The organism is Streptosporangium sp. NPDC050855 (genome assembly GCF_044456585.1).
In the GTDB taxonomy this organism is placed as follows: Bacteria; Actinomycetota; Actinomycetes; order Streptosporangiales; family Streptosporangiaceae; genus Streptosporangium; species Streptosporangium longisporum.
The window spans coordinates 1,055,285-1,073,952 of record NZ_JBITFY010000001.1 but is presented as its reverse complement, the minus strand read 5'-3'; the positions used below and the strand labels follow the sequence as shown (position 1 = coordinate 1,073,952).

Below are 18,668 nucleotides of genomic sequence, written 5' to 3'. Positions count from 1 at the left end.
TCGCGGGCCACCGGATCGGGGTCACGGGTCGCGGATCACAGGTCACGGATCACAGGTCACGGATCACGGATCACGGATCACGGATCACGGATCACGGATCACGGATCACGGATCACGGATCACACGGGAGGGGTCGCGCACGGGCAGGGTCATACGGGAGGGGTCGCACGGGAGGGGTCGCACGGGCAGGCCGCCCCGACGGGGACGACCATCGGAAATGATCACTCCGGGAAAGGGCCTTCGCGGGAATCCGTCAGAGGGCCCGGACGCCGGTCATCAGGGGGGCGATGTCCGCCCAGAGCCGCTTGCGCGTGTCGGGCACGGTCACGAACAGCATCGACGGCTTCCTGCGGCCCACGTCGACCACCGCGAGCGCGGCGTGGGAGACGCGCTTCTTCCCCTTGATCCGGTAGGTCACCTGGTAGCCGAGCACCCAACCCTTGCCGCTCGTCAGGCGCTGCGAACCGGTCCAGACGACCCTGCTGCCCGCGGGGTGGTGGTTGCGGATCGTCCAGCGCACCGCGCCCAGCGCGGCCTTGCGGTAGTCGGCGTCGCTCTTGAGGGCCTTGGCGGGCGTGGCGCCCGGGAGCGGGCCGGAGCCGATCACCGTACGCGGCAGCCGGGTCGCGCCCACCTGCTGGCCGACGGAGAAGGACGGCACGGCCCTGGCGGCCCAGGGCGCGCCCAGGCTGGAGTAGGTCAGCGCGGACCTGGTGTCGGTCACCGCCCCGAGCACCGCGCTGGGCCGTCCCGGCAGCACGCTCAGGGAGGTCGTGCCGGGCAGGGCGGGCAGGGTGACCGGGGACGACGTCGGCGAGGCGCTGACGCCGGGCGCCGCGGCCCGGTCGGCGCTCGCCGGGTCGGAGGGCTCGTCGCCCGAGAAGAGAACGAAGATCAGGATCACCACGAGGCCCGTGATGACGGCGGCCCCCAGGCTGTAGGCCACCCGGATCGGGATGTCGCCGATCCGCATCAGCAGGCCGCCGGACCGCTTGGCCCCGCCGGGCCGTCGCGGTCCCGCGCCGGCGGGCACACCGGCGCCGTCCGCCGCGCCCGGGTCGCCGAACACGCCGGGGCGCTCCGCCGCGCCTGGCCATCCCGTGGCCGTGCCCGTCATGCCACCCGAGGTCGCCCCCGGGGCCGCGCCCGCGCCCCGCCGGGTCCCGGCGTCCGGGGGAAGGGGCGCACCCGGGCGGTCGGGACGCCAGGGGCCGGCGGAACCGCCCACCTGCCTGACCGGGATCGTGCCCAGACCGCCGGACTCGCGCGCCCGCCCGGTGTCGCCGGTGTCGCCGGTGTTCTCCTCGGCCTCGTCCGGACGGTCGCCGGAGGCCGTCCCCGGACGGCCGGAGCCGGGGCGGTCCGCGCCGGGACGGCCGGAGCCCGGCGGGGAGGAGTACGGGGGGAACGCTCCAGGAATCTTGGGCCTGGAGACCAGTGCGGTCTCCTCGCCGTCCCCGATGGGGAACCTCCGGGGGACCCGGGGACTGATGATCGAACCGTCCTCGGCGGGGATGGCGGGTATGGGCGCCGTGGGCGCGTCATAGGAGGGAACGTACCGCTCGTTAGAGCGCCCGGAGGAGTTGCCGCCGACGTCCGCCATACGCGTCAGGTTATGTCACCCGCGAAAGATTCAGCGCATCGGCGTTTATTACGCTTCGGCCACGGGCTGTGCATCAGCCCAGGTGACCGCGCTTCCCCTTCCATGAACAGAATGTCGTTCTGTAAGGTCGCCGCCATGAGGGGCTTCTACGAGATCGCGAATGCCGACCCCGGGCGCACCGCCGTCGTCGCGGACGTCACCGTGACCTACGGCGAGCTGCACGAGAGGGTCAACCGGGTGTCGCACGGCCTGCTGGCACGCGGCACCCGGCCCGGTGACACCGTCGTGACGGTCCTGCCCAACGGCATCGACGCGATCACGATGATGCTGGCCACGTACCAGATCGGCGTGTACCACGTCCCGGTCAACTGGCACTACACCGCCGAGGAGATCGGCTACATCGTCGCCGACTGCGCGGCGCGGACGGTGGTGGGCTCCGAGCGGTACGGGCACGCGGTGCCGGGCGGGTTCGTCGAGACCTCCGACCTGGCCGAGGGACGGCCGGCCGGCCCGCCCGAGGGGCGCAGGGCCGGGTCGATGATGCTCTACACCTCCGGCACCACCGGCAGGCCCAAGGGTGTGCGGCGGCGGCTGCTGGAGCTGAGCCCGGAGGATCTCCACCCGATCCTGATGCGCAAGAGCTGGCGGCACTTCGGGCTGCCCTCCGACGGGGTCCACCTGCTGCTGTCGCAGCTGTACCACTCCGCCCCGTACGGGCAGGCGATGATGGCCCTGCAGTTCGGCCACACCGTCGTGGTGACCGAGCGGTTCGACGCCGAGGAGACCCTGGCGCTCGTCGAGCGGCACCGGGTGACCAACGCGTTCATGGTGCCGACCATGTTCCACCGGCTGCTGGCGCTGCCCGCGCCGGTCAGGACGAAGTACGACCTGTCGTCCCTGACGCACCTGTACCACGGCGCCGCGCCCTGCCCGCCCGCGACCAAGCGGGCGATGATCGACTGGCTCGGCCCGGTGCTGTGGGAGTACTACGGCTCGACCGAGGCCGCCGTGGCCACCATGGTCTCCTCGGCCGAGTGGCTGGAGCGGCCCGGCACGGTCGGCCGGGCGGTCGACGGCCTGGAGTTCACGATCGTCGGCGAGGACGGCGCCGAGCTGCCCGCGGGCGAGCCCGGCCTGGTCTACATCGGCGGCATCAACCGCTTCGAGTACCATCGCGACCCGTCCAAGACCGCCTCGGCGATGCGCGGCCGCCTCTACACGCCCGGCGACATCGGCTACCTGGACGAGGAGGGCTACCTGTTCCTCTGCGACCGGCGGACCGACCTGATCATCTCCGGCGGGGTCAACATCTACCCGGCCGAGGTCGAGGCGGTGCTGCAGGAGCACCCCTCGGTGGCGGACGTGGCCGTGATCGGCGTGCCGGACCCGGAGTGGGGGCACCGCGTCGTCGCGCTGGTCCAGCCCGCGCCCGGGGCCACGCCCGGCCCGGAGCTCACCGGCGAGCTGCTGGCCCACTGCGCGCCCCGGCTGGCCCGCCTCAAGCACCCCCGGGTGATCGAGTACCGCGACCGGCTGCCCCGCACCCCCACGGGCAAGCTCAGCCGCAGCACCCTCCGGGAGGAGTATCTTCCAGCCTGAGCTGGGGATATACCCCTGTATGGGGGCATCACAGACAAGCGTCGCACTACTGGCGGCAACCGCGGTCGCGCTCGCGGGCTGCGGCACGGAACGGGGGCCGCGGCCCGCCGAAATGGCCGCCTCCCCGGGGTCACCGGCACCGGCGTCCCCCGGGGCCTCGGCCGAGGACTCCCCCGCGAGTCCTCGGGGGCCCTCACCCGGAACCCCGGGGAGCGACCCGGGGAACCTGGAGAACGCCTACGAGCGGACCATCACCCGGGTGATGCCGTCGGTCGTGCAGATCACCACCGGCGACGACCTCGGTTCCGGGGTCGTGTACGACACGCTGGGGCACATCATCACCAACGCCCACGTGGTCGGGTCCTCCCGCCGTTTCGAGGTCACGCTCGCCACGGGCGGCATGCCGCGGACGGCCAGGCTGGTCGACTCCTTCGAGCTGGGCGACCTGGCCGTGATCAAGGTGGACGACCCCAGCGGGCTCAGGCCCGTCGTCTTCGGGGACTCCTCGCGGCTGCGCGTCGGCCAGGTCGTGATGGCCATGGGGAACCCGCTGGGCCTGTCCGGCAGCGTCACCGAGGGGATCATCTCCGCGCTGGGCCGCACGGTCAGCGAGCCCGAGAGCAACGGGAAGGCGGGAGCCACGATCAGCGGGGCCATCCAGACCTCCGCCCCGATCAACCCGGGCAACAGCGGCGGCGCGCTGGTCAACCTGTCGGGCGAGGTCATCGGCGTGCCGACGCTGACCGCCGTCAACCCCGAGCTGGACAACGCCCAGGCCCCGGGCATCGGCTTCGCGATCCCGTCCAACACCGTCAAGGACATCGCCGCCCAGATCGTCAAGGACGGCAGGGTCACCAACACCCGCCGGGCCACGCTCGGCGTCGTCGTACGGACCGTGATCGACATGAACGGGCAGCCCGCCGGGGTCGGCGTCGTGCGGGTGCTGAGGAACAGCGGCGCCGAACGGGCCGGGCTCAAGGCCGGTGACCTGATCGTCTCGATCGACGGCAGGCCCACCTCGGCCACCCAGGACCTGTCGACCATCCTGGCCACCCTGCGGCCCGGCGAGGACGCCAAGGTCGAGATCCTGCGCCCCGACGGGAGCAGGAGCACCATCTCCGTCCCCCTGGAGGAGCTCTCCGGAGGCTGAGGCCCGCCCCGCGCGGGGGCGGGCGGTGGCGGCGCGTAGGCGAGGCCCTCGGTCGACGGCTCACCCGCCCCGGACGGGGCGGGTGGTGGATCGGTGTGGATCAGTAGGGCAGGAGCCGCTCGGTGAACGTCTTGGACACGAAGGGCGCCTTGAACTTGGGGAAGGCCACCGTCTGGGCGTCACCGTCGGAGGTGTAGCGCTCGTCGGGGTTCGCCTTCAGCCAGTCGAGCCAGGCGGTGGAGCAGAACTTGGCGCAGTCGCCCTTCTTGTCCATCGAGCGGATGCGCGGGATGCCGAGCGGGTCGAACTTCTTGTTGAACGGCGACATCGCGGGCGTGTACCCGGCGAGGAAGACGCCTCCGTAGTCGTAGGAGACGTCACCGGCCCTCCCCTTCTGGCCCCACTCCTTGCCGTCGGGCTGGTTGCCGTACGGCAGCGCCAGCGTGGACGGGGGCGTCTTGATCAGGTCGGTGATGAGCCGGTGGCCCGCCGCCACCTCCTCGTACACCCGCTTCTTCGCCTTGCCGCCCAGGTTGAGGTGGTCGCGGGTGTGGTTGCCCACGTCGAAGCCCTGCTGGGTGAGCCAGAGGAGCAGCTGCGCCCCCTCCTCGGGGGTCGCCTTGCCGAACATGTCGCGGGTGATGTAGAACGTCCCGACCGCGCGGAACCCCGGGTGGGTCTTGGCCACGTCCTGCAGGATCGCCACGGCGGTGTTCGCCTTGGGGACGCCCATCCCGTCCAGCTCGAACTGCGTGGGCGAGGAGTCGTCGAAGGTGAGCACGACGGGGTGCTTGCCCGCCGGGATGTCGATGCGCCCGGAGACGAACTCGGCCGCCGTGACCGGCACGTAGTCCTCCCTGGCCAGCCGCTCCAGCTCGGCCCGGAACTGCGCGGGGGTACGGTCGTCCTGCGTGGTGGGCTTGTCGACCACCCGGTGGTACATGAGCACGGGCACCTGGCCCAGCTCGTTCGCCCTGACCTTGGCGGCGGCCTGCGCCTTCGCCTTCAGGGCGTTCGCCCGCGAGGCCGCGGCGGCCGACGCGTTGGACGTGGACTCCACCTGCGCCTTCTGCGCGCCCCCCTCGTCCTGACCCGATGAGCATCCGGCCAGCACTGTCCCGGCCACGACGGCCACCACACCGGCCCTGCCCATTCCACAACGGCCCATCGAATCCTCCAAGCGCACCGACGATACGCTTGTCATCCCCTCTGACCTGCGGCTCGATCTCCAGGAGGGGCAAAGGTTCGCGCTGCGGCTCCCATCGGCGCTTCGGGATCCCCGGCCCGCGATCCCGAAGGGCTGGCCTCGGTGGACAGACCAGGTCAGGCCTCTGCCACGCCTCGGAGCGGTTCGGCCTTCACCACGCCTTCGAGCGCATGACAGAGCTTGACGTCCGTCGTGAGCAGAGGAATTCCACGGTCGAGTGCCAACTGGGCAAAGACGGCATCGTACATACGCAGTGTCAGCCGTACGGCCAACCCGGCAGCCCGCTCCAAGTGATCGGCACCGACCGGGTGAACCGTCACACCGAGATCATCGATGACACGTACGGCCATCGCGAACTCCTCCGGCGTCAGTCGCCCCGCCAGGAGCCCTTTCTCACGGAGCACTCCGGCCACTTCGATCCGGGCGAAGTCCGCTGTCTCCAGCATGACGAGATCATCCAGGAAAGCCTCCTGAACCTCACGAGCATGCTCAACCGGACTGATCGACGAACCACCGAAGGAAGACGCCGGTGTCGACGATGTAAGCGTCAGCCACGCGACTCGTCTCGAAGCCGGTCCAGTTCCTCGTCCACTCCGGTCACCCCTCGCATCCGGTCTCGGATGCCTTCCAGTGCCGCCGCGGCCTTCTCCCGCCGACGGGCCGACGAGACGTTGTCCCTGACGAGCGCGAGCACCGGCAGCACCCGGCTTTCCGGCAACTCGTCGACCAGCAGATGGAGTTCCTCACGCATCGCGCCCATAACCGCAGTGTACGACCCTGTCACGGTCGGACCCAGGAGTTACCTTCAACGAGCCGATGGCGACTCTCGCGGGGGAAAGGGAGAGGCCCACACCCGATCGACGAGAGACACCGGGGCTCGTGGGACATGTATCACATGTGCACCGCCCTCCGGCCTACCCGCACCAGAAGATCTTCGAAGGCCACCGACCGAGCGTGGTCATAGGTGATGAGGATGCGCTCAGGACGAATCAGCCGGTCGGGACGGTGTCGTGGCGTGGTTCGGCGAGCAGGTTCATGGGCGACCGCGTGGCCTCACAGGCATCCGATGAGGAGACCGCCCGGCTCCGAGACGTCGGCTCAATGCGCACATTTCATTACCACCGAAAGTGAGCCAGAGCCGAATACGAGACAAAGTCGTTTACTGGACAGACCCACGCTCGGCGGCTCGGGTCACGAGGACGTCATCGCGGGACGAAATGATCGGCCATCAGAGCGTCGGCGAGCAGCGGTGGCCACAACCCGGCACGTCGGGCGGGCGCGCAGGGGCGCCGGTGGGCGTGGATGAGCCGTTCAACGGCGGCGAGCCCTGCCCGGGAAGGCCGGTGCCGGTGCTCGGTCGAGGTCGGCAAGGGGCCGGGGCGGATGCCCGCCCGGCATACGGGCCCGCCCGCCGATCGCCTCCCGACGAAGGCCGGACACGCTGACGCACACCCCTCGGCACGAACCGGGCGGAAGAGAGGGAACGGGCCCGCGGGCTCGGCCGTCCCCAGGTGACAGAAGTAAGTAAGACGGAAAAATCAGTACGTAAGGACATGTCACCCGGTGAACACGGCCCAGGTGAAGGGCCCTTCCCGATATTTCGTCACTGTCGCAGGAAGCGTATGTTCCTGACCATTATTCAACAATCGTGTCACATCACCGTTGACGACCTTGCGTCTGGCGCTTACGTTCCGGGAATCCGAGCGGCATTCGTGAGGGGGACAGATGACGGAGCGCCTGAAGAAGCCCGGTCTTCTCGGGGAGCTGGCGGCCGAGTTCGCGGGCACCCTGATCCTCATCCTCTTCGGGGCGGGCGTGGTGGCCCAGGTCGCCGCGGCCGAGATCGGCGACCACGACAGCATCGCCTGGGCCTGGGGGATCGGCGTGACGCTGGGCGTCTACGTCGCGGCCCGCACCAGCGGCGCGCACCTCAACCCCGCCGTCACCCTCGCGCTGGCCGTCTTCAAGGGCTTCTCCTGGCGCAAGGTGCTGCCGTACGCGCTGGCGCAGACCCTGGGCGCGTTCGTGGCGGCGCTCATCGTCCGCCTCAACTACACCGAGGTGCTGCACAAGGCCGACCCCGGTCTCACCATCAAGACCCAGGGGGTCTTCTCCACCCTGCCGGGCAACGGAACCCTCCCCGTCGGCACCTGGGGCGCCTTCCGCGACCAGATCATCGGCACCGCGATCCTGCTCCTGCTCGTCCTGGCCGTCTCCGACGCGCGCAACACCGCGCCGGTGGCCAACCTGGCGCCGTTCATCATCGGCCTGATCGTCGTGGCCATCGGCATGGCCTGGGGCACCAACGCCGGCTACGCCATCAACCCCGCCCGGGACTTCGGCCCGCGGCTCGCGTCGTTCCTCACCGGGTACGAGACCGCCTGGCAGGATCAGTACGGTCAGCTCTACTTCTGGGTGCCCATCGTGGCGCCCCTCATCGGAGGCCTGCTCGGGGCGTTCCTGTACCAGGCCCTGGTGGCCAGGTTCCTCCCTCCCGAGGAGGCCGAACTCGAGGTGGGGCGGATGCCGTCCGACGAGGCGCGCGACGTCGCCTGACGGGCGCGGAACACCGGCCGCGGCCGGGAACAGCCACAGGAGAGCAGCCGATCCCCCCGGAGAGTCTCACAGAGGAGGCACCGTCAATGCCTGATTTCGTCGGAGCAGTCGACCAGGGAACGACGAGCACCCGCTTCATGATCTTCGATCACGGCGGTAACGAGATAGGACGTCACCAGCTCGAACACGAGCAGATCCTGCCCCGCGCCGGGTGGGTCGAGCACAACCCCGTCGAGATCTGGGAGCGGACCAGGGCGGTGATCGAGACCGCGCTCGCCCGGGCCGGCCTGACCGCCTCCGACCTGGCCGCGCTCGGCATCACCAACCAGCGCGAGACCGCCGTGGTCTGGAACCGCAGGACCGGGCGGCCGTACCACAACGCGATCGTCTGGCAGGACACCCGCACCGACCGGATCGCCTCCGCCCTGGACCGCGACGGCAGGGGCGACGTCATCCGCCGCAGGGCGGGCCTGCCCCCGGCGACGTACTTCTCCGGCGGCAAGATCCAGTGGATCCTGGAGAACGTCGACGGGGTGCGCCAGGCCGCCGAGGCCGGGGACGCGATCTTCGGCAACACCGACACCTGGCTGCTGTGGCACCTCACCGGCGGCGTCGACGGCGGCGTGCACGTCACCGACCCCACCAACGCCAGCCGCACGATGCTGATGGACCTGGAGACGCTCGACTGGGACGACGAGCTGCTGTCGTTCTTCGGCATCCCCCGCTCGATGCTGCCGGCCATCAAGCCCTCCTCCCACCCCGGCCTGTACGGCACCACCCGGCCGGGCGGGCCGCTGGGCGGCGAGGTGCCGCTGTCGGGCGACCTCGGCGACCAGCAGGCCGCCACCGTCGGGCAGGTCTGCTTCGAGGTCGGCGAGGCCAAGAACACCTACGGCACCGGCAACTTCCTGCTGCTCAACACCGGCACCGAGCTCGTACGCTCCCAGAACGGCCTGCTCACCACCGTCTGCTACCGCTTCGGCGAGGACGCCCCGGTGTACGCGCTGGAGGGCTCCATCGCGGTGACCGGTTCGGCCGTGCAGTGGCTGCGCGACCAGCTCGGCATCATCTCCGGGGCGGCGCAGAGCGAGGCGCTGGCCCGGCAGGTCGAGGACAACGGCGGCGTCTACTTCGTCCCGGCCTTCTCCGGGCTCTTCGCGCCGTACTGGCGCTCCGACGCCCGGGGCGCCGTGGTGGGCCTGTCCCGCTTCAACAACAACGCCCACCTGGCGCGGGCCACCCTGGAGGCGATCTGCTACCAGAGCCGCGACGTGGTCGAGGCGATGCGGGAGGACTCGGGCGTCACCCTCGACGTCCTGCGGGTGGACGGCGGCGTCACCGCCAACGACCTGTGCATGCAGATCCAGGCCGACGTGCTCGGCGTACCGGTCTCCCGGCCCGTGGTGGCCGAGACGACCGCCCTGGGGGCCGCCTACGCGGCCGGGCTGGCGGTCGGGTTCTGGAAGTCGACCGACGAGCTCAAGCAGAACTGGAACGAGGGCCGGCGCTGGGAGCCGACCTGGTCCGAGGAGCAGCGGGCGGAGGGGTACGCCGGATGGAAGAAGGCCGTCCAGCGCACCCTGGACTGGGTCGACGTCTCCTGAGCGGTCCCGGGCCCCATGGCCGGTCCGGTCCTCCCGGGGACCGGGCCGGCGTTCCCAGGGGCCGGGGCTGCGGCCGGGACGGGTACCGGGGGCGCCCGCGTCAGGCTCCGGCGAGCATCGCGCCCAGCCGCTCCACCGTGGGACGCGACTCCACGTGCAGCCGGGCCACGTCCAGCCCCTCGTCGGCGAGCACGACCAGCAGCGCCGCCTGGCGGACGGCGTAGACGACGATGTACCCGCTCCGGCACCGGGTCACCACCTCGCGCAGCTCCCCCATGCCGACCTCGTGGCCGGTGCGCTTGCCCAGTCCCAGGGAGGCGGCGGCCAGGGCGGCCAGCACCTCGGGCCTGTCACCCTCGCTGTCGGCCGCGACGAGCAGCCCGTCCACCGACGCGACGGCCGTCTCCAGCACACCGGCCACCTGCTCGCGCAGCAGCTTCAGCTCGGCGAGAACCTCTTGCCTACCCATCGGACACCTCCAGCGTGCGGCCCCGGAGCCAGAGGCCCGGGGAGAGAAGGACGGCGGGGTGCCGCCCGGCGGGTCGCGGGGATCCCTCACTCACCGGCCGGGCCGGCGTCGTCCGCCCACTGCCGGGGCAGGGACCGCAGTGCCAGCAGGGGCCGGGAGGCGATCGGCCCTCCCCCCGCGGCGGCCAGCACCTCGTTGATCCTGCTGGTGCCCGGACGGCGGCGCGGCAGGTCGGCGGGACCGCCCGGATCCGCTCCGGCCGGCTCCGGCGCCGGGGCGTTCCCGCCCGGCGCGGATCCGGGAGCACCGAGGTCGAGCACGCCCTCCTCGACCATCCTGGCGATCTCGCTCATCACCGCGAACAGTCCCTTGCCCAGCACGAACGCGATGTCGCGTGGTGTCCGGCGGCCGTTGGCCCGCTCCATGACGGCACGCCGGATACGGTCGGATCCCAGCAGGGTGGGCACGGGAACAGCCGGGGGCACGGGCCTGATCCGCATGGACATGCCGAGCCGTCGCCAGGCCGCCACGTACTCCATGCGGCGGGCGGTCTCGCGCAGCAGCCGCCCGGCCTCGATCCCCGGCAGGACCGGGAGCAGCGGCAGCCGGTCCCCCGCGCCCGCGGGCTCGGCGCGGCAGGACTCGATCCCGTACAGGGCCATGGCGAAGACCGCGTCGAAGGTCGCGGCCAGGCAGACCGCCTCCAGGCCCGCGACGCCGATGGCACCACGGCCGGCCAGTTCCGCGGCCAGCCGGTCGGCGGGGGCACCGACGGCATACGCCTCGGTCCAGTCCTGCTCCGAGATCCGGCCCGAGCGCAGCAGCAGCGACTCCGGGCCCGGGGCGGCGGGGGTCGTGGCGGCCACCACGAGGCCGTCCCTCATCCAGATCGCGCCACCCGGGCCTCCGTCGACGCGCAGCACCCCGGAGAACCTCTCGCGCGCGAAGCGCGGCAGGAACTCGTCGATCCTCGCGACCGTCCCGGGCTCCCGGACCCCGCCCACGGCCGCGGTGACCGGGGACGCGGACCCCACGCGTGCGGGCTCCACGGTCGCGGGCCCCTCGCTTCCGGATGCCACGGCCTCGGGTTCCCCGTTCACGGGCCCCACGGCCTCGGGTCCCATGGTCCCGGGCTCTGCGGTCCGGGGCTCCGCGGTCCCGGGTCCCGCGGTCTCGCCGGGCTCCGGGAGCTCTCCCGCGGTCATGCCGTCATCGCATGCGCGAGGCGGGAGCGACAGGCCGCTCCACGGGACGGCAACGGCTGGGCCACGACCGGCGACGGCACGGGATCACCCCCGGCCCTGATCGCCGCGGGCGAGCCGATCACGTGTGAAAAGCGGGCCGGTCCTCACCACTGCGTTCTCCCTCGACTCTCCCCGGGCACACCGCCCCGGGAGGACGACGTCACGGACACCGCACCGCGCACCGGCGGACGTCCGGAAGGCACCCCGTGGACGACCGGCCCGCCACCCCTGCCCCGTGGACGGAACGGATCACACTCAGGTCACATGGTGGGGCATATGTCCCCCAATAGACCCTTGTATCCGGTACTAAAGCATATGACACTTCACTAACGGTAGTAAATGAGTGTACTTTACGTATCTACCGTCACAAACGATCTCCTCGGTACGACCGAAAGGTCCGCCGGGCGAGACGTCGGGGCACACGCGATCGTGGGGAAGAAGTTCATGAACATCGAGACCGCTCTCAAGGAAACCATGGCGATCGACGGCGCGATCGGCGCGGCGCTGGTCGACTACGAAAGCGGCATGTGCCTGGGCACCACCGGAGGAGACCGGGGCCTGAACCTGGAGGTCGCGGCGGCGGGGAACACCGAGGTCGTCCGGGCCAAGGTCCGGACGCTGTCCGCGCTGAACATCGACGACACCGTCGAGGACATCCTGATCACCCTGGCCCGGCAGTACCACATCATCCGGCTCCTGTCGGACAGCGGCGGCCACATCTTCCTGTACCTGGTGCTCGACCGCGAGCGCGCCAACCTGGCCCTGGCCCGGCACCACCTGCGCCGTATCGAGGGCGCCCTCACCGTCTAGCGTGGCCGTCCGCCACGGGGACACGTCCGAGGCGGCGATCACCCGAACGTCCCCGGGCCGGCACCACGGTGATCCTCGAAGGACCGGCGGGTCCTCGAAGGGCGGCCGGGCGAGGATTCGCCGGAGCCGGAGAAAGACCAAGGGCGGCCGGGACGGCGCCGAGGCCGCTCCGACCGCCCTCGGGCGATCTGTTCCGCGCGTTCGAACGCGGAACGGGGGTGGAGGTGGCGGGAATCGAACCCGCGTCCTTCAACTCCAAGACAGGGCTTCTCCGGGTGCAGCCTGTTGTGCTTTTCTCAGCCCCGGCGATCACACAGGCAAGACGCCGACGGGCTCAGCCACTGTTTGATTTCCCGATCTTCCCCGTGGCCGGGTCGATCGGTTGAGCCTCCTAGCGATGCCGGATCCGGGCCGGAGGCGCTCCCGGGCCGGCAGAAGTCACTCGCTGCTTAGGCGGCGAGTGCCAGGTTGCCCTGGCTGACTTCGGAGTGCGTCTTATTGGCACTTATTGGTCGCGGTCACAGTGTTAACGAGGTTATGTCCGCAGTCCTCGACCCGCTTCACCTGGCTTGCAAAGCCAAAGTCGAAACCAGTCACCCCCTGTTGAGTTTTCAACTCGTCCCCGCGGGGCCGAGCCATCCGAAGATACCCGTTACAACGGGGTCAACGCCAATCGAATTCCCGCCGACGCGCCGGAACCCGGGAGCGGGCCCGGGTTCCGGGTTCAGGGAGTGGCCTGCAGCCCCTGGAAGAACCGTCCCGCGACGGTCGCGCCCGCGGACGGGTCGGAGCTCTGCGTGAGCACCGCCACGGCCACGTCACCCTGCCAGCCGACGAACCACGCGTACGGCTTGCGCTTCTGCAGCGCGGCGGCCGCGATGCCGTGGACGGGGTCGCCGAGCGCCGCGGCGGCGCGGGCGGATCCCGTGGTCACCCCGGCGCGCATGAAGGTGCGCAGGGTCTTGACCGTCCTGTCGTCCAGCTTGATCGGGTCGGGCGGCCTGGTCGGCTCGGCGTCGGTCGTGGGGTCGGTGGTCTTGGGGTCGGTGACCAGCACCGGGGGACGCCAGGTGCCCGACGCCACGGCTCCGGCGACCAGCGCCATGGACAGCGGGCTGACCAGGACGTTCTGCCCGGCGATGGCCTTGGCGGTGGCGGCGTCGCCGGTGAGCGGCCGCGTCACCCCGCTGAACGCCTTCAGCGGCAGGCTCCACTTCGCCCCGATGCCGAACTTCGCCGCCTCCTCGGCCAGGTCCGCGCCGTCGATCCTGCGGGCCAGCGACGCGAGCGCGGTCACGCAGCCGTTGGCGAAGTTGGCCTGCAGCGTCGGCGAGGTCCCGGCGGGCGAGCCCTCCTGGTGGAACGAGGCGCCGCCGACGCTCCGGTCGGCCGGGCAGGACAGTTTCTGCTTGGGGTCGATCTGCGCCTTGACCATGCCGCCGACCGACATGATGGAGAACGCGGTGCCCGGGGAGAACTTCCCGGCGAGCGCGTGCCTCTCCTGGTTGTACTCCTCGGTGCTGGCCACCGCCCGGATGTCACCGGTGGAGGCCTGGACGGCCACCAGCATGCCGGGGGGGCCGCCCAGCAGCGCGGCGTCGGCCGCCTTCTGCTGGGCACGGTCGAGCGTGGTCTGCACCGGTGCGGTGGACCGGTCGGGCTGCCACTTCTTGAGCTCGGCCACTTCCTTGAGCGTCTTCAGGTCGACGGTGATCACGCGCGTGTCGGTCGAACCGGTCAGGTGCTCCTGGTACGCCTTCTGCAGCCCCGTCTTGCCGACCGTGTCCCCGGCCCGCTGCGGGCCGCCGAGCTGCTGCACCGCCTCCTGGGTCACGGCGGTGACGGTGCCGACGATCTCCCTGGGCGAGGCCGGCGCGAGCTCCTGCTCCTGCTCGGTGAGGGTGATGCCGGGGACGGCCCGCAGGTCGGCGCTGAGCTGCCCGAACCGGGTACGGCCGAAGGTCACCAGCGGCACCTGCACGTTGGGCGGCGCCGAGCGGATCCGGCTGAGCAGCCGGTCCTGCGGGAAGCCCGTGATCCTGGAGAGCCGCTCGCAGAGCTTCTCGGCCTCGCCGTCCTTGAGGTTGGCCGGGACCACCTGCGCCACGTGCAGGACGGCCTTCTCCTGGAGGGGGTCGCGGTTGCGGTCGAGGATGGGCTGGCGTCCCTCGGGATCGACGTCCACCGCGAAGCGCTGCCCCTCGGCGAGCTTGGGGTGCAGCACGCTGGGCGACCAGCGCACCTTCCAGCGGCCGTCGACCAGGTGGAGCGGGATCTTGCCCTGGTACTCCCAGAGCGGGTTGTTCTCCCCCAGGTCCACCTCGGCGTCGAAGTCGGCCTCGACCTGGTCGGCGGCGCGGCGCATCCCGGTGATGGTGAAGCGGAACGACGCGGCGTCGAGGTCGAACGAGGCGTTCTCCAGCGCCTTGCCGACCGTCTTCTCGTCGCCGTCCGTACGCCGGGCCGCGTACTCGTAGTCGCCCGTCTGCCAGCCGATCAGGAAGTCGCGCACCGCCTCGTGGGCGGAGGGCTCCTCGAAGCAGGCGGACAGCATGGGAGCCGTCACCGCCAGCGCGAGCGCCGCGGCGCCGGCACGCCGGGCCTTTCCCCTCACGATCCCCTGTTCCTGTGCCGGAGCGCGCGCGCCATCTCCCGCTTGGCCTGGTTCTCGGCCAGGGTCTGGCGCTTGTCCCAGTCCTTCTTGCCCTTGGCGAGGCCGATCTCGATCTTGGCCTTGCCGTCCTTGAAGTAGATGGCGAGCGGCACCAGGGTCAGGCCGCCCTCCTTGGTCTTGGAGATCAGCTTCTCGATCTCCTTGCGGTGCAGCAGCAGCTTGCGGGTTCGGCGCGCGGCGTGGTTGGTCCAGGTCCCCATGGTGTACTCGGGAATGTGGACGTTGATCAACCAGGCCTCGCGATCCTTGATGACCGCGTACCCGTCGAGGAGGGACGCGCGGCCGAGCCGCAGCGACTTCACCTCCGTGCCCTGGAGCACGAGACCAGCCTCGTAGGTGTCCTCGATGTGGTAATCGTGCCAGGCACGCTTGTTCTGGGCGATGACCTTCCGCCCGGTCTCACGTGGCATGTCTGGAGCCTACCGGTGACCGGGCGCGCGGGCCGCGTCCGAGAACGCCGGGGTCGCCTAAGACACCCGAGGAGGCCGACACGGGGGCGTCACACCCGCAGGTAGCGGCGGAGCGTGAAGAACGAGGCCAGCACACAGATGACCACGCCGACCACCATGGTGAAGCTGATCACCGAGGCGACCGTCTCCCAGGAGAGCTGGTTGTTCCCGGCGGCGAGGTAGCCCTGCACGCTGTCGAAGATGAAGACCTTGCTGACGATCAGCAGGATCGCGGCCACCACACCGCCCAGCAGACCGGCGATGACGCCTTCCATCACGAACGGGAGCTGGATGTACAGGTTGGACGCGCCCACCAGGCGCATGATCCCGGTCTCGCGTCTGCGGTTGTACGCCGAGAGCCTGACCGTGTTGCCGATCTGCAGGGTGGCGGCGAAGACCAGGATGATCGCCACCAGCATGGCGGCCCAGCGGAACATCTCCATCAGCCCGAAGACCTTCTCCAGCAGGAGCTTCTGGTTGACCACGTTGGAGACGCCCTTGGCGCCGCTGAGCGCCTCGATCACCGCGTCGTAGGTGTTCGGGTCCTTGAGCTTGACCCGGAACGACTCGGGCATGTCGCCGACCTGGATGGCGGAGATCAGGACCGGGTTGCTGTTGTTGTCGTTCTTCCACTTCTCGTAGGCCTCGGCCTCGCTCTCGAAGGTGACCTGCTGCACCTGAGGCATGGCCTCGATGGTCGCCTTGAGCTCGGCCTTCTCCTCCTCCTTGATCCCGGCGCTGCCCTTGCAGCTCGGGAAGGGGCTGTTCTTGTCGCACAGGAAGACCGAGACCTCGACCTTGTCCGTCCAGAAGTCGCTCATGGCGTTGATCTGAGAGTTGATCAGCAGCCCCACGCCGAGCAGTGCCATGCCGATCGCCACGTTCAGGACGACCGCGATGGTCATCGTGAGATTGCGGCGGAGGCCGATCCAGACCTCGGAGAAGATGAAGTTTGCCCGCATGCTCTTCCTGTCGCTCTTTCCGGTCCTGGTGTCAGTACGCCTGGCCGTACACGCCCCGCGACTGGTCACGGACGATCTTGCCGTCCTCCAGTTCCACCACCCGCTTGCGCATGGAGTCGACGATGGCCGCGTCGTGCGTGGCCATGACGACCGTGGTGCCGGTCCGGTTGATCCGGTCGAGCACCTTCATGATGCCGATGCTCGTCGCGGGGTCGATGTTCCCGGTCGGCTCGTCGGCCAGCAGGATCATCGGCCGGTTGACGAACGCCCGGGCCATCGCGACCCGCTGCTGCTCACCACCGGACAGCTCGTCGGGCATCCGGTGTGCCTTGCCCTCCAGGCCGACGAGTTCGACGACCTCCGGGACCACCTTACGGATGAAACGGCGCGGTTTGCCGATGACCTCCAGAGCGAACGCGACGTTCTCGTACACGTTCTTGTTGGGGAGCAGCCGGAAGTCCTGGAAGACACATCCGATCCGGCGGCGCAGGTGCGGAATCTTGAAGTTGGACAGTCGGGCGAGGTCCTTGCCGGCCACGTGGATCGCGCCCGAGTTGGGGCGCTCCTCCTTCAGGACCAGCCGGAGGAAGGTCGACTTCCCGGACCCCGAGGGGCCGACGAGGAACACGAACTCGCCCTTGTCGACATCGACGCTGACGTGGTCCAACGCGGGCCGGTTCTGGTTCGCGTAGACCTTGGTGACATTATCAAAATGGATCACGGGCGCATCACGGCATGCCAGTCTAGGGGTTAGGACGGTCGCAGGAGTGGCAGAGGGCCACTTCCACCTACTCTCCGGCCCGAGGACCCCGGTCTTGTCTCCAGACCGAAGCTCCGGTTGGCCGGTGCCCAGTCTAGGGGGAAGACTGGCATGGAACGTCCATAACGGAAACAAAACGATTCGGCGCCCGGTAACGACCGCATAAAGTGGTTCTGACCTCGACGAGGGAGGACGGCATGAGCTGTGAAGACCTGGTCTGCGCGGGGTGTGCTCACCCGGTGGCCGAGGGCAGATGCCCCCGGTGCCGCGCGTACCGCGAGCGGATGCACCAGAACGCCTTCGGCGGCCTGACCCCGGCGCTCGTGTCGCTGGCGCTGATCGTGCTCCTGTTCCTCACCCTGGCCCTGGAGCGGCTCACCGGCGCCTGAGACGCCCGTGCGGGCCCCCGGAGGGGCCCTGGGGCCCGGTCAGGCGTCTCAGGCTCCGTCGACGCCCGACTCCTGGCGGCGGGTCCAGCGGATCTCCGCCTCGATGAAGGCGTCCAGGTCGCCGTCGAGCACCGCGCTCGGGTTGCCCGCCTCGGCGCCCGTCCGCAGGTCCTTGACGATCTGGTACGGGTGCAGCACGTAGTTGCGGATCTGGGTGCCCCACGAGGTGGTCGACTCGCCCCGGATCTCGTTCAGCGCCGCGGTCTCCTCCTGGCGCTTGCGCTCCAGGAGCTTGGCCTGCAGGACGGCCATCGCGGTCGCCTTGTTCTGCAGCTGCGAGCGCTCGTTCTGGCAGGACACCACGATGCCGGTGGGCAGGTGGGTCAGCCGGACCGCGGAGTCGGTCGTGTTGACGCCCTGGCCGCCGGGGCCGGAGGAGCGGTAGACGTCGACGCGCAGGTCGTCCTCGTTGATGTCGATGTGGTCGGTCGTCTCGACGACCGGCACCACGTCCACGCCCGCGAACGACGTCTGGCGGCGTCCCTGGTTGTCGAAAGGGCTGATCCGCACCAGGCGGTGGGTGCCGTGCTCGCCGCGGAGCGTGCCGTAGGCGTAGGGCGCCTTGACCGTGAAGGTCGTCGACTTGATCCCCGCCTCCTCGGCGTAGGAGGTCTCGTAGACGTCCGTCGGGTAGCCCCGGCGCTCGGCCCAGCGCAGGTACATCCGCTGGAGCATCTGGGCCCAGTCGGCCGCGTCCACGCCCCCGGCCTGCGACTGGATCGTGACGACCGCCTCGCGGGCGTCGTACTCCCCGGACAGCAGGGTGCGGACCTCCAGGGCGCCGATGTCGCTCTTGAGGGACACCAGCTCGCGCTCGGCCTCGGCGAGCGTGTCCTCGTCGTCCTCGGAGGCCGCCAGCTCGTACAGGACGGAGATGTCGTCCAGGCGCTGCCCCAGCGACTCGATCCTGTTGACCTCGCCCTGGAGGTAGGAGAGCCTGCTGGTGACCTTCTGCGCGCGGTCCTGGTCGTTCCACAGGTCGGGGGCGGCGGCCTGGTCCTCCAGCTCCTCGATCTGCTTGCGCATCGCGCCGAGGTCGAGCACGTCCTGGATGCTTTTCAGCGTCCCGCTAAGCTCGTTGATCTGTTCTGCCGGATCGATGAGTGCCACGTCTGTAAAGGGTACGCGACCC

At 70.2% G+C, this 18,668-nt stretch carries 17 protein-coding genes and 1 other RNA gene; 6 read left to right on the top strand and 12 right to left on the bottom strand.

Annotated elements, in window-relative coordinates; all coding sequences use genetic code 11:
- Positions 1 to 253 precede the first annotated feature (253 nt).
- Complete coding sequence (locus ACIBCT_RS04855; RefSeq protein WP_399186032.1) at positions 254 to 1,603, bottom strand: hypothetical protein; 1,350 nt, start codon at positions 1,601 to 1,603, stop codon at positions 254 to 256.
- A 111-nt stretch (positions 1,604 to 1,714) separates the two neighbouring features.
- Between ACIBCT_RS04855 and ACIBCT_RS04850 the strand changes: the two genes are divergently transcribed.
- Positions 1,715 to 3,202, top strand: coding sequence for an AMP-binding protein (locus ACIBCT_RS04850; RefSeq protein WP_399186031.1), 1,488 nt, complete (start codon positions 1,715 to 1,717; stop codon positions 3,200 to 3,202).
- Between the two features lie 262 nt (positions 3,203 to 3,464).
- The gene (locus ACIBCT_RS04845; RefSeq protein ID WP_399186030.1) at positions 3,465 to 4,352 is read left to right on the top strand and encodes a S1C family serine protease; all 888 of its coding nucleotides are present in this window, start codon (positions 3,465 to 3,467) and stop codon (positions 4,350 to 4,352) included.
- Positions 4,353 to 4,452: 100 nt separating this feature from the next.
- Here the strand turns inward: ACIBCT_RS04845 and ACIBCT_RS04840 are convergent, their stop codons facing one another.
- The 3 genes from ACIBCT_RS04840 to ACIBCT_RS04830 all read right to left on the bottom strand — a co-directional run bounded on the left by ACIBCT_RS04840 (position 4,453) and on the right by ACIBCT_RS04830 (position 6,319).
- The gene (locus ACIBCT_RS04840) at positions 4,453 to 5,520 is read right to left on the bottom strand and encodes a polysaccharide deacetylase family protein (RefSeq protein ID WP_399186029.1); all 1,068 of its coding nucleotides are present in this window, start codon (positions 5,518 to 5,520) and stop codon (positions 4,453 to 4,455) included.
- Between the two features lie 155 nt (positions 5,521 to 5,675).
- Positions 5,676 to 6,020 (bottom strand): type II toxin-antitoxin system VapC family toxin, encoded by a 345-nt coding sequence (locus ACIBCT_RS04835; RefSeq protein WP_399186103.1) that lies wholly within the window; start codon positions 6,018 to 6,020, stop codon positions 5,676 to 5,678.
- Between the two features lie 86 nt (positions 6,021 to 6,106).
- The gene (locus ACIBCT_RS04830) at positions 6,107 to 6,319 is read right to left on the bottom strand and encodes a hypothetical protein (protein ID WP_399186028.1); all 213 of its coding nucleotides are present in this window, start codon (positions 6,317 to 6,319) and stop codon (positions 6,107 to 6,109) included.
- Positions 6,320 to 7,284: 965 nt separating this feature from the next.
- On the opposite strand from ACIBCT_RS04830, the gene ACIBCT_RS04825 reads away from it, so the two are divergent.
- Positions 7,285 to 8,115, top strand: coding sequence for an MIP/aquaporin family protein (locus ACIBCT_RS04825; RefSeq protein WP_399186027.1), 831 nt, complete (start codon positions 7,285 to 7,287; stop codon positions 8,113 to 8,115).
- Positions 8,116 to 8,201: 86 nt separating this feature from the next.
- A complete protein-coding gene (gene glpK, locus ACIBCT_RS04820; RefSeq protein WP_399186026.1) occupies positions 8,202 to 9,719 on the top strand; it encodes a glycerol kinase GlpK in 1,518 nt (505 codons plus the stop codon).
- A 100-nt stretch (positions 9,720 to 9,819) separates the two neighbouring features.
- Here the strand turns inward: glpK and ACIBCT_RS04815 are convergent, their stop codons facing one another.
- Both ACIBCT_RS04815 and ACIBCT_RS04810 read right to left on the bottom strand, forming a co-directional pair.
- Positions 9,820 to 10,188: a roadblock/LC7 domain-containing protein gene (locus ACIBCT_RS04815; protein ID WP_399186025.1), complete on the bottom strand. Its 369-nt coding sequence runs from the start codon at positions 10,186 to 10,188 to the stop codon at positions 9,820 to 9,822.
- Positions 10,189 to 10,274: 86 nt separating this feature from the next.
- Positions 10,275 to 11,237: a hypothetical protein gene (locus tag ACIBCT_RS04810; protein ID WP_399186024.1), complete on the bottom strand. Its 963-nt coding sequence runs from the start codon at positions 11,235 to 11,237 to the stop codon at positions 10,275 to 10,277.
- Between the two features lie 639 nt (positions 11,238 to 11,876).
- On the opposite strand from ACIBCT_RS04810, the gene ACIBCT_RS04805 reads away from it, so the two are divergent.
- On the top strand, positions 11,877 to 12,242 hold the full coding sequence (locus ACIBCT_RS04805; RefSeq protein WP_399186023.1) for a hypothetical protein: 366 nt from the start codon (positions 11,877 to 11,879) through the stop codon (positions 12,240 to 12,242).
- A 216-nt stretch (positions 12,243 to 12,458) separates the two neighbouring features.
- On the opposite strand, the gene ssrA is transcribed toward ACIBCT_RS04805, so the two are convergent.
- From ssrA to ftsE, 5 genes are all read right to left on the bottom strand, one after another.
- Positions 12,459 to 12,843: a transfer-messenger RNA gene (ssrA, locus tag ACIBCT_RS04800) on the bottom strand.
- A gap of 123 nt (positions 12,844 to 12,966) precedes the next feature.
- A complete protein-coding gene (locus tag ACIBCT_RS04795) occupies positions 12,967 to 14,856 on the bottom strand; it encodes a penicillin-binding transpeptidase domain-containing protein (RefSeq protein ID WP_399186022.1) in 1,890 nt (629 codons plus the stop codon).
- Positions 14,853 to 15,326, bottom strand: a complete 474-nt coding sequence (gene smpB / locus ACIBCT_RS04790) for an SsrA-binding protein SmpB (protein WP_344889188.1) — start codon at positions 15,324 to 15,326, stop codon at positions 14,853 to 14,855. The genes ACIBCT_RS04795 and smpB overlap by 4 nt, the downstream gene beginning before the upstream one ends.
- A gap of 89 nt (positions 15,327 to 15,415) precedes the next feature.
- The gene (gene ftsX / locus ACIBCT_RS04785; protein ID WP_344889191.1) at positions 15,416 to 16,327 is read right to left on the bottom strand and encodes a permease-like cell division protein FtsX; all 912 of its coding nucleotides are present in this window, start codon (positions 16,325 to 16,327) and stop codon (positions 15,416 to 15,418) included.
- A gap of 31 nt (positions 16,328 to 16,358) precedes the next feature.
- Positions 16,359 to 17,048, bottom strand: a complete 690-nt coding sequence (gene ftsE, locus ACIBCT_RS04780; RefSeq protein ID WP_012888192.1) for a cell division ATP-binding protein FtsE — start codon at positions 17,046 to 17,048, stop codon at positions 16,359 to 16,361.
- 236 nt (positions 17,049 to 17,284) lie between these two features.
- Between ftsE and ACIBCT_RS04775 the strand changes: the two genes are divergently transcribed.
- Positions 17,285 to 17,476, top strand: a complete 192-nt coding sequence (locus tag ACIBCT_RS04775; protein WP_399186021.1) for a hypothetical protein — start codon at positions 17,285 to 17,287, stop codon at positions 17,474 to 17,476.
- 48 nt (positions 17,477 to 17,524) lie between these two features.
- Here the strand turns inward: ACIBCT_RS04775 and prfB are convergent, their stop codons facing one another.
- The gene (prfB, locus tag ACIBCT_RS04770) at positions 17,525 to 18,646 is read right to left on the bottom strand and encodes a peptide chain release factor 2 (protein WP_399186020.1); all 1,122 of its coding nucleotides are present in this window, start codon (positions 18,644 to 18,646) and stop codon (positions 17,525 to 17,527) included.
- Positions 18,647 to 18,668 lie beyond the last annotated feature (22 nt).